Annotated in this window: 11 protein-coding genes and 7 tRNA genes; 11 read left to right on the forward strand and 7 right to left on the reverse strand. The window is 64.1% G+C overall.

Annotation, left to right across the window (positions count from 1 at the left end; translation table 11 throughout):
• Positions 1 to 48: 48 nt before the first annotated feature.
• The 3 genes from MHY23_RS06740 to MHY23_RS06750 form a co-directional block, all read right to left on the reverse strand.
• Positions 49 to 606 carry a copper chaperone PCu(A)C gene (locus MHY23_RS06740; protein ID WP_239306928.1) on the reverse strand — a complete coding sequence of 186 codons (558 nt, stop codon included), beginning with the start codon at positions 604 to 606 and terminating at the stop codon, positions 49 to 51.
• A 9-nt stretch (positions 607 to 615) separates the two neighbouring features.
• Positions 616 to 1188, reverse strand: a complete 573-nt coding sequence (locus MHY23_RS06745; RefSeq protein WP_239306929.1) for a copper resistance CopC family protein — start codon at positions 1186 to 1188, stop codon at positions 616 to 618.
• Between the two features lie 257 nt (positions 1189 to 1445).
• Positions 1446 to 1517, reverse strand: a tRNA-Val gene (locus tag MHY23_RS06750).
• A 235-nt stretch (positions 1518 to 1752) separates the two neighbouring features.
• Between MHY23_RS06750 and MHY23_RS06755 the strand changes: the two genes are divergently transcribed.
• The 6 genes from MHY23_RS06755 (at position 1753) to MHY23_RS06780 (ending at position 2346) form a co-directional block, all read left to right on the forward strand.
• Positions 1753 to 1828: transfer RNA gene (locus tag MHY23_RS06755), tRNA-Gly, on the forward strand.
• A 19-nt stretch (positions 1829 to 1847) separates the two neighbouring features.
• Positions 1848 to 1919, forward strand: a tRNA-Val gene (locus tag MHY23_RS06760).
• Between the two features lie 35 nt (positions 1920 to 1954).
• Positions 1955 to 2030, forward strand: a tRNA-Gly gene (locus MHY23_RS06765).
• Positions 2031 to 2074: 44 nt separating this feature from the next.
• Positions 2075 to 2148: transfer RNA gene (locus tag MHY23_RS06770), tRNA-Cys, on the forward strand.
• A gap of 15 nt (positions 2149 to 2163) precedes the next feature.
• A tRNA-Val gene (locus MHY23_RS06775) sits at positions 2164 to 2235 on the forward strand.
• Between the two features lie 35 nt (positions 2236 to 2270).
• Positions 2271 to 2346: transfer RNA gene (locus tag MHY23_RS06780), tRNA-Gly, on the forward strand.
• A 43-nt stretch (positions 2347 to 2389) separates the two neighbouring features.
• Here the strand turns inward: MHY23_RS06780 and MHY23_RS06785 are convergent.
• Positions 2390 to 3364 (reverse strand): asparagine synthase C-terminal domain-containing protein, encoded by a 975-nt coding sequence (locus tag MHY23_RS06785; protein ID WP_239306930.1) that lies wholly within the window; start codon positions 3362 to 3364, stop codon positions 2390 to 2392.
• 2 nt (positions 3365 to 3366) lie between these two features.
• The gene (locus MHY23_RS06790; RefSeq protein WP_239306931.1) at positions 3367 to 4827 is read right to left on the reverse strand and encodes a hypothetical protein; all 1461 of its coding nucleotides are present in this window, start codon (positions 4825 to 4827) and stop codon (positions 3367 to 3369) included.
• Between the two features lie 33 nt (positions 4828 to 4860).
• On the opposite strand from MHY23_RS06790, the gene MHY23_RS06795 reads away from it, so the two are divergent.
• Genes MHY23_RS06795 through msrB form a run of 3 tightly spaced genes read left to right on the forward strand, consistent with a single transcriptional unit; the run spans position 4861 to position 7278 of the window.
• Positions 4861 to 5604, forward strand: coding sequence for a pyrimidine reductase family protein (locus MHY23_RS06795; protein WP_255713935.1), 744 nt, complete (start codon positions 4861 to 4863; stop codon positions 5602 to 5604).
• A gap of 28 nt (positions 5605 to 5632) precedes the next feature.
• A complete protein-coding gene (locus MHY23_RS06800; protein ID WP_239306933.1) occupies positions 5633 to 6880 on the forward strand; it encodes a glycosyltransferase family 87 protein in 1248 nt (415 codons plus the stop codon).
• Entirely contained in the window at positions 6877 to 7278 is a 402-nt protein-coding gene (msrB, locus tag MHY23_RS06805) for a peptide-methionine (R)-S-oxide reductase MsrB (RefSeq protein ID WP_239306934.1), read from the forward strand. The genes MHY23_RS06800 and msrB overlap by 4 nt, the downstream gene beginning before the upstream one ends.
• Before the next feature lie 54 nt (positions 7279 to 7332).
• On the opposite strand, the gene hemQ is transcribed toward msrB, so the two are convergent.
• Positions 7333 to 8034 (reverse strand): hydrogen peroxide-dependent heme synthase, encoded by a 702-nt coding sequence (hemQ, locus tag MHY23_RS06810; RefSeq protein WP_239306935.1) that lies wholly within the window; start codon positions 8032 to 8034, stop codon positions 7333 to 7335.
• Positions 8035 to 8184: 150 nt separating this feature from the next.
• Here hemQ and MHY23_RS06815 point away from each other — a divergent pair, with 150 nt between their 5' ends.
• Positions 8185 to 8799 (forward strand): DUF3000 domain-containing protein, encoded by a 615-nt coding sequence (locus tag MHY23_RS06815; RefSeq protein WP_236883496.1) that lies wholly within the window; start codon positions 8185 to 8187, stop codon positions 8797 to 8799.
• 12 nt (positions 8800 to 8811) lie between these two features.
• Positions 8812 to 10017, forward strand: coding sequence for an HRDC domain-containing protein (locus tag MHY23_RS06820; RefSeq protein ID WP_239306936.1), 1206 nt, complete (start codon positions 8812 to 8814; stop codon positions 10015 to 10017).
• Positions 10018 to 10024: 7 nt separating this feature from the next.
• Here MHY23_RS06820 and dxs read toward each other — a convergent pair whose 3' ends face one another.
• Entirely contained in the window at positions 10025 to 11950 is a 1926-nt protein-coding gene (gene dxs / locus MHY23_RS06825; RefSeq protein ID WP_181888551.1) for a 1-deoxy-D-xylulose-5-phosphate synthase, read from the reverse strand.
• Positions 11951 to 11987 lie beyond the last annotated feature (37 nt).

Here is an 11987-nt window from a genome sequence, read left to right on the forward strand (position 1 = left end):
CCCGCCAGAAACCCCCGCCGGCTCACACCCGGCATCGCCCTTCCTCCTTTAGTGCTGGTGCTCGGCGTGATCGCCCAAGTCGCCGTAGCTTTCGCCTCCCGGCAGCATGGTGCGCACGGCGATATCCGGAACAGTGAGGGTGTCGCCGCCCTCGAGCAGCAATGTCAGGTTGATGGTGTCGCCTGCCTCGATGGCCGGAGCGTAGCTCATCACCATGAAGTGGTCGCCGCCCGGTGCCAGCTCGTGGGTGCCGCCCGCGGGGATGTCGAAGCCGCCGTCCTTTTGACGCATCATCCCGTCGATAACCTCGTGGATCTGGTAGTCCGCCTCGCCGAGCGAGGTGGTGAATCCCACCACAGTGATGTCTTTGCCAGTGTTGTTGTGCAGGGTGCCGAAGATGGAGGTCATGTCGCTGCCATCTGCGGCATCCTTCGCGGCTTTAGCCCGGACAGCTCCGCTTTCCAACGTGACCGCGTCACCCGCAAGGTCCGCGGCCGGGGCAGTGCCCGCAGATTTGCCGGTGGGATCCTCCGAAGCAGCTTCGTCGCTGCAGCCGGCAAGCACCAGTGCGGCCGCCGCGGTGAGGGCGGCAATTCGCTTGTTCACGGGCATCGCCTACTTCTGCGCATCCGGGTCGGCTTCGGAGATTCGGCGGCTCTTGGCCAGCGCACCGAAGCCGGCACCGGCGACGACGAGCACGCCCGCCAGCGCGAGCAGCACCTTCATGGTGGTGCTCATGCCGTCTGCCGCGTCAACGACCGGATCCTTGCTCGCGTCCGCGGTCGCCTCGCCAGACGGGTTGAAGCTGAACGAGGTCATCCCCTTCGTCGAGTGACCGTCGGAGGACACGATCTGGTAGCCGACCTTGTAGTCGCCCGCCTGCGCATCCAGGTCTGCCGGAAGGTCGAGGGTGACAAAACGGCCGTCGATCTCTGGCTCGCCCGAGTAGACAACCTCGGACTGCCCGTTGACCTCGCGGGAAAGCGCCACAGTGTTGAAGCCGTCCTGGATCTCCCCGGAAAACTCGAGCGTCACAGCATCGGGGAACTCGCTGACCACACTTTTGTCTTCAGGGTCCGAGCCAATCACGGAATCGTGTGCGAAAGCCGGAGCGGCCGCGACCAACGTCGCTGTGGCTGCTGCGGCTGCGACCGCGCCACCTCGTGTGAATGCTGCCGGGATGAGCATGGTGCCTCCTCAAGTAGAACCAACGCGCCAACTGGCGCTAAGAGCACTAGTCGTATCCAAACCCACGTTAGTTCCCGTCACACTCGCCCCAAAACTATGAACGGGGCAACCCAACCCAAACGCCGATATCGGCGTTTACCGTCGAGGCCGAGACGCGAGCTGGGCTTTTCCACGGGCCGGACCCGCAAATGCCGATATCGTCGTTTAGTGGGCAAACGCAAAACGCCCGGGCTGTTTCCAACCCGGGGCTTTCCTTGTGGTCCTAGCTGGGATCGAACCAGCGACCTTTCCGGTGTGAACGGAACGCTCTTCCACTGAGCCATAGGACCGAACGAGGAATGAGATTACACGCCGCACCCGAAAGTACCGAATCGGCTGGTCATTGGCGGTAGCAGGGATTGCCGACAGCGGGGCGTCGACAAGCGATTGCACCGCGGGCCAAATTGCACCAACGTAATTCACACATATCCCCCTCAAAATGGCCGTGACATGGCGATTTGTAACGGCGGGCAGTATGCGGATAAGGTTTGTTCTCGCGTTCAACGCGGAGAGCGCGGAACGCATGCGGATGTAGCGCAGTTGGTAGCGCATCACCTTGCCAAGGTGAGGGTCGCGAGTTCGAGTCTCGTCATCCGCTCCAGTTCCCCAGAGGAACGTGGGCGCGATTAGCTCAGCGGTAGAGCACTACCTCGACACGGTAGGGGTCACTGGTTCGATCCCAGTATCGCGCACAGAGGGCTTACGCCCTCGTCAACTGAATAGCAATGCGGATGTAGCGCAGTTGGTAGCGCATCACCTTGCCAAGGTGAGGGTCGCGAGTTCGAGTCTCGTCATCCGCTCCAAGTACTTCGGGGTTTAAAGCCGAATACTTCGGAGGTAACTCCACGGTGGATTGGTCGAGTGGTTAGGCAACGGTCTGCAAAACCGTGTACACGGGTTCGATTCCCGTATCCACCTCCAAGCTGCAATAGCCTTGCGCGATTAGCTCAGCGGTAGAGCACTACCTCGACACGGTAGGGGTCACTGGTTCGATCCCAGTATCGCGCACAGAGGGTTTACGCCCTCGTCAACTGAATAGCAATGCGGATGTAGCGCAGTTGGTAGCGCATCACCTTGCCAAGGTGAGGGTCGCGAGTTCGAGTCTCGTCATCCGCTCCATTTCAACAAAAAGGGGTCCACCCTCTCGGTGGGCCCCTTTTTGCTATTCGCGCTCCCCTGCCTCCAAGCGTTGCAGATACAGCCGGGCAACGGTGAAACCCAGCGGCTCGTCCAGCGGCGACGAGTACGTGCGCTGCCCGAAGTCGCGCGCAAGCTGGCGGCGGGCGGCATCCACAATGGCGCCAACGAGCCCGGAGGACACCTGCATCGGGTTCTTCGGCGCGAACGCCACTTCTTCCGGCACTCCCCGATCCACCGCGAGCTTGCGGAAGATGTACTTGTCGTGGCCACTATCATCGGGCTGCACCAGCGACGGGTGGATGCGCTGTGCGAGCTCAACCGCCGCGTGGGTCTGCCAGATCTGGACGTGCCGCTCGGGATCCTCCAAGAGCCGCTCGTAGAAGTCCGGCACAAAACGTTCGCGCTTGAAGTTCTTAGCGACGTTTGCCCGCAGCGCCGCATCCCACGCGTCAACGAGGCTCTCCCCCGCCGCGGGAGCCACCGTGTGCCCGCCCATGAACAGCGCGTCGGCCCCGGCTCCGGAAAGCAGTACGCCTTCGGCGCCGTGGTCGTGCGAAGCGCCGTCGATAGCCTTCAACACGGCACCCGCCGAGATCTCCCACGGCTCCGGGAACTCGAGAGCCCGCACGACCCGCGCGAGAAGCCGCTCGAAGTCTTCGTCGGTGGGGCGAACAATCACGTGCTCGAGGCCGCATTGCTTTGCGACGGCTGCCGCCCTCCCCACTTCCTGGTCCTCCGTGTGCTGGCTGTAGGTCACGGCCAACGTGCCCGGCGCGACCTCGGCCACGTAGGTGGCCAGCAGGATGGAATCGATGCCGCCGGAGAGTTGGAGCACGGGCCGCCCCGCGTTGCGGGCGACGGCGGCGGTGACGCGTGCGCGGAGGTAGTGGTCGATGGCGGCGGCCGCTTCGCCGGCGTCGGCGATGTCGTAGGGGCCTTTCGTCAGTTCCCGTTCGTCTGCAACGTATTCGAGCGCTGCCCCGGTGATGTCGTGCATAGCTACGTTGTCCTTTCGCGGTAGCCGTCGGAAAGCTGCGTACCGGTGCGTCGTTGCTCGCCGGAGGCGCTGTCTAGGAACGGTGCCAGCTGATAGTTGGTGTTCCTCATCCGCTCGATTTCACGCTCCAGCTCCGTGATTCGCCCTTGGAGCTCGGCCGTCTTGCGGGGACGCCGTAGCCAGAATTTCTGGGCCTTCGTGCGGACCTCCTCCGGCGCTTCGCGGCCTTCGCGCACCCGGAATACGGTGTTGCGCACTAGGAGGAAGAAACCCACCATGATGAACGCCATCATGCCGATCAATCCGATGCGTTCGAAAGTGGAGATGCTGTCGATGCCCAGCACGCTGATGTTGGTGATCAACAAGCCCATCAGTGCAGCGAACAGCGACAGCACTTCCACGGATTTCCACACCAGCTGGTTCGACTCTGACTCGAGCTGGCGAGACAGTGCCTGTACTTTCTCGTCCACGGAAGCTACCTGCCGCTCGACGGCACTGCGGATGGCTGTCTGCACCTGCCACTCGGTGGAGACAAGCAGACGGTAGTTCTTGTACTCCTCGTGGCGGGCAAGCTGCTGCGGGTCCAGCACACGAATTGCCATATCCAGAGATTCCACGGCGCGCCGGTAACAGTAATTCTGGTCTTCCAGCAGCGTCGGGTCGGCGCTGAGGGTTTGTTCCAGTTCAAGCGTGTGGGTCGCGGTCGGCCCCTTCTCAAAATCCCACTGCGTTGCCGCGGCGATCCTGCGGTAGGCCTCCCCCATCCGGTAGTACGCATTGCCGTCCTTGGGGTCCGACTTGACCAGGGATTCAGCCAGAATCAGCATCTCCACCCCGTAGAAGCGGAACGGAAACAGCCACAGGCCGTGCAGCAGGAGGTGGCGAAGCTTGACCGGCACACGGTCCAGGTGCCGCGAGAGGTTTGTCGGACTTTCCGGGTCTAGGCCGATGGAGGAAAAGAGCTCGGACGGGACAATCCGCTTGCCGGCGCTGAGTTGCGCGAACGTGAGGTAGATGCCGTTGAGGTCGTACGGACCGACCTGCAGTGGAGCGTCGTCTGCGCGGCTGAGCACTTCAAAAATGCCGTCGTAGTTGAAGTCGAACCGGTACAGCTGCAGCTCAATCAGCGCAGTTGCCAAATACAGCAGGCGCGGTTGCTCCACACTGCCGTGTCGACGTACGCGCTGCGGCTCGTGCGCCCCAAGTCCCCGCTCCCGGGCTTGCCAACAAACGTCGGTGACCATGTTCAAAAACGGCTCGAACCAGACCATCTCAGTTGCTCTGTCCGCAGTCGACGCGAACGCGGCCTGCGCGGATGCCGCGAGGTTGTCTTTCCAGTGGCTTGTATCCGAGCGGTCGAACAGGAGCGAATAGAACTCGGATGCCTCCGAGTCCGCAATCCAGCCATTCCGTGCAGCGACGGCTGCCGCGTCGAGGTCAAAATGGTTTCCGGTAGGTTGCACAACATCCCCTTCAACAGACTGGAAGCAAGTGTAATGAACGAGCGACCTCAATCCCTTGATCCGGAACTTCTCATCGGTCCGGTTAAGCCGCCCGGAACGCGAGAGACTCGCCTTATGGGCATTGCGGCGCTGACCGGAGCTGCCACAAGCAAGGGAACTTCTTCCGGCTTGGGCAACGACACCGATTTCGCGCTGCTGAACGCACTGCGCATCTGGTCAGATGCGGTGCTCGTCGGTGCCGAGACCGCGCGCAAAGAGAACTACTTCGGCGTGCGTACCACCGCACAGCAGCGCGAGGCTCGGCGCGGACGGGGACAAGCGGAAGTTCCCCCGATTGTCGTGGTGACCAAGAGCCTGAAGTTCGACACTGCAACGCAGCTGTTTACGGACACACGTACGCCGCCGTTGTTCGCGGTGCCCGAAGACGTCCTGGGCGATACGGAGGTGTCTGAACACGCGCGGGAGATCGAGCAGGCGGGTGGCGTGATTGTGCCCGTGGAGGGCGAAGACGTCTCCGCAGTCGTTGCCGCACTGCACGCACGGGGGTTGGCCCGCATCGTCTGCGAGGGCGGCCCCAGCTTAAACACCCAACTCATCGGTGCCAGCGAAGTAGATGTATTCCACTACACCGTCAGCCCGCGCGCGGTGCAGCCGTCTGAACTACGCCTATTCGGTGAAGCAGACACACCTTCAGACCACGCTTTCATCCTCGAGGCGGCGCACACCACAAGCGACTCGATGCTCTTCCTGCGCTACCGGAGCGTGCGCGAAGGGTAGCCGCACCGTGGCAGGTACGGTTAGGCGCGTGATTGCTACCCCACCGCCTCGAAGCGCCCCCGAAGAGCCTGCACCGGGTTCGACTGCAGTGCAGGCCCAGCCCGCCGACGAGCGCGCGGGCCTCGCGCCCGCGATCGCCGCTGCCGCCTGGCCTGTCGCGGTGCTTCTGGTGCTCCACCGGCTGTTCCTCCTCGCGCGCGCGGGCTCGGTGACGGACGACTTCACCACCGTGTGGTCCGCAGCGCGCCGGTTTGTGGAACGCGTCCCCGTATACAACGAGGTCTACAGCCACGTCAATCCGCACTACCTGTACAACCCGGGCGCCACCCTGCTGCTGTCGCCGCTGGGGCTGATTTCCGACATAGACCTGGCCCGCCCGCTGTTCATCGCCGTCAACGCCGCGTGCATCATCGTCGCTTTAGCGTGGCTGACCAAGCTTGCAGGCCGCCCGCTTTCCGGGCCGACGTTTCCCGTCGCCGTTGCGCTGGCGTTTTGCACCGAAGCCGTGACCAACACGCTGGTGTTTTCCAACATCAACGGCATACTCCTGCTCGCGCTGGTGGCCTTTATCGCGCTCTTGCTTGCCCGCCGCGACATCGCCGCCGGTGTGGTGCTGGGGTTGGCCATCTTGGTCAAGCCGATGTTCGCCCCGCTGCTGGTGCTGCCGCTGCTGCAGATGCGCTGGCGCCCCGCGCTCGGCGCTATCGGCGTCCCGGTGGTGATGAACCTCATCGCTTGGCCGTTCACGCCCGGCGCCCGCGACTACTTGGACGTTGTGGTGCCGTATCTGAAGGTCACGCGCGACTACGCTAACTCCTCCCTATCCGGTTTTGCCGTTTATTTCGGCATGCCACGCTGGGCACATGCGCTGCTGTTCCTTCTCCTAGCCGCTGCGGTCGCCGGAGCGGTGCTCGGTCTTGTGCGCGTGCGCCACAGCCAGGAGCTGCTGTATCTCGCCGTGGGCTCCGGTGTGCTGCTCGCAGGAGTGTGCCTTTTGTCCTCCCTGGGCCAGGCGTACTACTCAATGATGTTGTTTCCCGCCCTGTTCACGGTGTTCCACCCGGACAGCCCCCTGCGCAGCTGGCCCGCTTGGCTCGGCGCGGCGCTGTGCCTGTCGCCCTTGAGCTGGTCCAGCTCGTTGCACCCTTTGGCCGGCAGCTGGCTCAACACGTTTTTGCCCACCGCTGGGTGGGCCGTGTTTATTGTGGCGTGCGCTGCGTGGGTATTGTTTAGCCCAACCTTGTGGCGCACTCCGAAGGAAAGGATTGGGCGATGACGAATTTCAAGGACTTCACCGACGCGCAGTGGCGCGAAAAGCTGAGCCCGGAGGAGTTCCACGTCCTGCGAGAAGCAGGCACGGAACCTCCAGGCATCGGCGAGTACACGGACACCACCACCGAGGGTGTGTACCGCTGCCGCGCGTGCGGCGCTGAGCTGTTCCGCTCCACTGAGAAATTTGACGCCCACTGTGGCTGGCCCGCGTTCTTCTCCCCGCTAGCGGGCGACGCCATCATCGAGCGCGAGGACACCTCCCTCGGCATGGTGCGCACTGAGGTGCTGTGCGCGAACTGCCACTCCCACCTGGGCCACGTGTTCGCCGGCGAGGGTTTCGACACCCCCACCGACCTGCGCTACTGCATCAACTCGATCTCGCTGACGCTCGACGAAGCATAAAAAGGGCGTCGTCAAAGCAATTGCTTAACGACGCCACCTTCGGTGCCCCGATGCTTAGGGCAGCACCGAAACGATCTCACCAATGTCGCCCACGCGGCGGCCCGTCTGGAACGGGATCTCCTCGCGGACGTGCAGGCGGGCCTCGGTGTAGCGCATGGTCTTCATCAACGCCTCGATGCGCTCGAGCGTCGGCGCCTCGAAGGCGAGCATCCACTCGTAATCGCCGAGCGTGAAGGCCTCGACGGTGTTGGCGCGCACATCCGCGAAATCGCGGGCCGCCATGCCGTGCTCCGCGAGGATGCGGCGGCGCTCCTGCGGGTCCATCACGTACCAGTCGTATGAGCGCACGAACGGGTAGACCGTGATCCAGTCCCCCGGCTCCTCGCCCATGATGAAGCTCGGGAGGTGGGACTTGTTGAACTCCGCAGGGCGGTGCAGACCGTTGCCGATCCAGCTCAGCTCCACCTTCTGCCCGAACGCGGTTTCGCGGCGGAAGTCCGCGAGCGCCTTCTGCAGGTGCTCAAACTCCTCGGCGTGCCACCAGATCATGAAGTCGGCGTCGGCGCGGATCCCGGTGTTGTCGTAGATGCCGCGGACAGTGACCACGCCTTCCTGCTCAAGGTTGGTGAAAAAGGCGCGAGCTTCGTCGATAAGCTCGCTGCGCTCGGCGCCAAGAGCACCAGGAACTGCGCGGAACACCGCAAACTGCAAAAACCGCTGCGTGGCGTTGAGTTTGTCAAAGTCGAGCTTGGCCATGTCTTGCCCCTTTCCTGCCGCAAGGCAGATCAAACAAAAGTCGGAGAACATTCTACGCCGTAGGTTCTGCCGCTCACGGCGCGCCTCCCCCAACGGCGCCGGTTGCTGGATACGTTTGACCCTGTGATGAAACCGGACACCACCTCCCCCATGTCCGCCGGCGGCGCGGGCAGCAACAGGGACGACCACGGCAACAGCGATTCCTGGCCCGCAGAGTTCAGCGCGGCCGTCGAATCCATGCACGCGGCGCGCCTGCGCCCAGAGATCACCCTGGGCACCATCCGCCCGCCACAGCGCCCCGCGCCGTTCAGCCACGCCGTTGGCCTCGAAGTCGCGCACGCTGACGAGGAAAACGTCCCGGTGGACTCTGAAGGCGACGCGTTCGGACGCCTAATCCTGCTGCACTCCCCCGCCGCTGAAGAGGCGTGGGAAGGCACCATGCGTCTGGTGGCCTACATTCAGGCCGACATGGACGACGCCGTGGCCTCCGACCCGCTTCTGCCTGACGTGGCCTGGCAGTGGCTCAACGAGTCGCTCGCAGAAACCGGTGCACGCCACACCAACCTCGGCGGCACGGTGACCTCGACCGCTTCGGTGCGGTTCGGCGAGATCGGCGGGCCGCCGCGCGCCTACCAGCTGGAGATGCGCGCCTCCTGGACCGCGGAGGGCACCGACCTCCAGCACCACGTGGAAGCTTTTTCCAAGGTGCTCGCCCACGTGGCAGGTTTACCGCCGGAAGGTGTGGCCCAGCTCAGCTCGCGCTAATATCTTTTCTTGATGAGTGCCCGGCTGGACTACCGCCTTGTAGACACGCCCGCCGCCTTCCATGAGGCGGCGGGCGCACTCGCGCACGGTCGCGGCCCGTTCGCCGTGGATACCGAACGCGCCTCCTCATTCCGCTACGGCGACCGCGCATTTCTCGTGCAAGTAGCGCGCCGAGGCGCGGGAACGTTCCTCATCGCCCCCGAAGGCCACCGAGACGAGGTCCGCGAGATCTTCGCCCCTGTGCTCGGCGGCCAGGAGTGGATCATCCACGCCGCGAGCGAAGACCTGCGCAGCCTGGCGCTGCTCGGGCTCCACCCCGGCGTGCTTTTCGATACTGAGCTCGCGTCGCGCCTCGTCGGCTACGACCGGCCGAACCTCGCCGCGATGGTCGAACGTTTCGTCGGCGTTGAACTGGAGAAAGGCCACGGGCACGAGGATTGGTCCCGCACGCCGCTTCCCAAATCGTGGCAGGACTACGCCGCGCTGGATGTGGAGTACCTCAACGAGCTCGCTGAGGCCCTCACCGAGGTGCTGGACGCCGAAGGCAAACTCCGCTGGGCCTTCGAGGAATTCGCGCACCTCATCTCCGTCTACTCGCTTACCCCGCGCCCTGTGAAGTCATGGCGCGACATGAAGGGCATCTCCTCCCTGCGCGACCAGTCCGGCCTCCAAGTGGCGCGCGAACTATGGCACGCACGCGAGGAAATCAGCGAACAGCGGGACATCGCTCCAGGGCGCCTGCTGCCCAACCGGGCGCTGCTCGATATCGCCCTCGCTGAGCCGGATTCACCCCGCGGCCTGACACGGGCCGTCGGAGGGAAGGGAATGCCCTCCCGGGAGGTTCGGCGCTGGCTAGGCGTGGTGGAACGCGCACTGGCGGCTGACCCCACCACGTGGCCGCGTCGCAAAGACCCGCGCGCAAACGGCACGCCATCGAAGTCCGGATGGGAGCGCCACTACCCAGAATCGTGGCAAATGCTGCAGCTGTGCCGCGAAGACATCGCCGCCAGCGCAGAAGACTTGGACATTCGCCCCGACATTTTGCTCACACCGGCAATTTTGCGCGAGACGGTGTGGAACGCACCTGACAACGGGCCGGCTTGGGACACCCACCAAGCAGCCTCGGCCCTAAAGAAGGCGGGGGCACGGCCGTGGCAGGTGGAACTTACGGCGCCAATTTTGGCCGCAGCCCACGCAGAGATGCTCGAACTGGTCTAGCGCTGACCTAATTTTCGGGATCCGCCAGGCTGGCCGCCCACTCGCGCACCTGCGCTGCAGCGGAGGCGGGATCAAGGCCGTACTCCTGCAGGATCTCGCCACGCGAAGCGTGCAACGGGAAGATGTCCGGGAATGCGAGCTGCCGCACCGGGGTATCCACTTCCGCAGCCGCGAGCGCCTCGGCAACAGCGGATCCCACGCCGCCGCGGACCACGCCGTCTTCGTACACCACCACCAGGTCAGCTTCCGCAGCCAATTCCAGCACGTCCGAGGAGACGGGGATGACCCAGCGCGGGTCAACCACGGTTGCCCGGATGCCGTCGGCAAGCACCGCTTCTGCGACCTCGAGGCCGTACTTCGCAAACGCACCGACAGCGACGATGAGCACGTCGATGTCGTCCTCGGTACCCTCTCCGTCGAGGCGCGACAGCACGTCCGTGCCGCCGGAAAGTCGCTCCAACGCGTCAATATCTGCGCCGACAGCGCCCTTTGGGAAGCGGACGACCGTCGGGCCGTCATCGACAGCGATTGCCTCGGAGAACTCCTCCCGCAATCGGGCGGCGTCGCGCGGCGCCGCGATGCGGATGCCCGGCACAATGGAGGCGATTGCCATATCCCAGACACCGTTGTGGCTGGCGCCGTCAGACCCGGTCACACCCGCGCGGTCGAGCACCAGCGTCACAGGCTGGTTAATCAGCCCCACATCCATCAGCAGCTGGTCGAACGCCCGGTTCAAAAACGTCGAGTACACCGCAACGACTGGGTGCAGGCCGCCGAGGGCCATGCCGGAGGCGGATGCGACGGCGTGCTGCTCCGCGATACCGACGTCGAAGAAGCGGTCCGGGAACTGCTCCGCAAAAGGCTGCAGGCCGGTCGGGCCCGCCATCGCCGCGGTAATGGCCACAATGTCGTCTCGCTCATGGCCGGCGCGCAGCAACTCCTTGGTGAACACGGAGGTCCAGCCCGGCTCAGAGGAGGCGAGAGACCGTCCAGTCACCGGGTCAATCACACCCGTGGAGTGCATCTGGTCCGCCACGTTGTTCACGGCCGGCGCGAACCCGTGGCCCTTCTCAGTGACAACGTGCACGATCAGCGGGCCCTCGTAGCGCTTGGCGTACTTGAACGCGTTGAGCAGGCTCTTAATGTCGTGCCCTTCCACCGGGCCGACGTACTTCATGCCCAGCTCCGGGAACATTTCGGTGGGCAGCACCTGGTACTTCACGCCCTCTTTGAGCGCGTGCAGCGCGTCAAAGGTGCGCTCGCCCACCCAGCCCATGGACTTCAGCGTCTTCTTGCCGGACTCCATCACTTCGTCGTACGCCGGCTGCATGCGAAGCGCCGCAAGCTGGTCGCGCAGCTTGGTCAGGTTGTTGGCGAACCCGCCGATGGTCGGCGAGTAGGACCGGCCGTTGTCGTTGACCACGATGACGACATTGCGGTTGGCCGCCGCGATGTTGTTCAGCGCCTCCCAGCACATGCCGCCGGTCAGCGCGCCGTCACCCACAACGGCGACAACGTTGTCGCCGTCCCGTCCCATCAACGCCTTCGCCTTTGCAAGGCCGTCCGCGTAGGACAGCGACGCGCTGGCGTGCGAAGACTCGGTCCAATCGTGCTCCGACTCCGCGCGCGCGGTGTAGCCGGAAAGCCCGCCCTTCTTGCGCAGCGTGTCGAACTGCCCGCCGCGCCCAGTGAGGATCTTGTGCACGTACGACTGGTGGGACGTGTCCCAAATAATCGGGTCGTTCGGTGAATCGAAGATGTAGTGCAGCGCAATGGTCATCTCCACAACACCCAGGTTTGGGCCGAGGTGCCCGCCGGTGGCGGAGACCTTCTGGATCAGCATCTGACGGATCTCATCCGCAAGATCATCGAGCTGCGCAGGAGAAAGCTTGCGGACATCCGCTGGCGTCGCAATATGCTCGAGCAGTGCCACAGTCCTGTCGTACTCCTTCGCCGTATCGGGCGCGCCC

Origin of the sequence: Corynebacterium sp. ACRQP (genome assembly GCF_022345915.1) — a bacterium.
In the GTDB taxonomy this organism is placed as follows: Bacteria; Actinomycetota; Actinomycetes; order Mycobacteriales; family Mycobacteriaceae; genus Corynebacterium; species Corynebacterium lehmanniae.

Coding starts and splice junctions, on each gene's coding strand:
- MHY23_RS06820 (WP_239306936.1), top strand. CDS start 8,812: ATGAGTGCCCGGCTGGACTACCGCCTTGTAGACACGCCCGCCGCCTTC.
- MHY23_RS06795 (WP_255713935.1), top strand. CDS start 4,861: ATGAACGAGCGACCTCAATCCCTTGATCCGGAACTTCTCATCGGTCCG.
- MHY23_RS06815 (WP_236883496.1), top strand. CDS start 8,185: ATGTCCGCCGGCGGCGCGGGCAGCAACAGGGACGACCACGGCAACAGC.
- MHY23_RS06785 (WP_239306930.1), bottom strand. CDS start 3,364: ATGCACGACATCACCGGGGCAGCGCTCGAATACGTTGCAGACGAACGG.
- msrB (WP_239306934.1), top strand. CDS start 6,877: ATGACGAATTTCAAGGACTTCACCGACGCGCAGTGGCGCGAAAAGCTG.
- MHY23_RS06745 (WP_239306929.1), bottom strand. CDS start 1,188: ATGCTCATCCCGGCAGCATTCACACGAGGTGGCGCGGTCGCAGCCGCA.
- hemQ (WP_239306935.1), bottom strand. CDS start 8,034: ATGGCCAAGCTCGACTTTGACAAACTCAACGCCACGCAGCGGTTTTTG.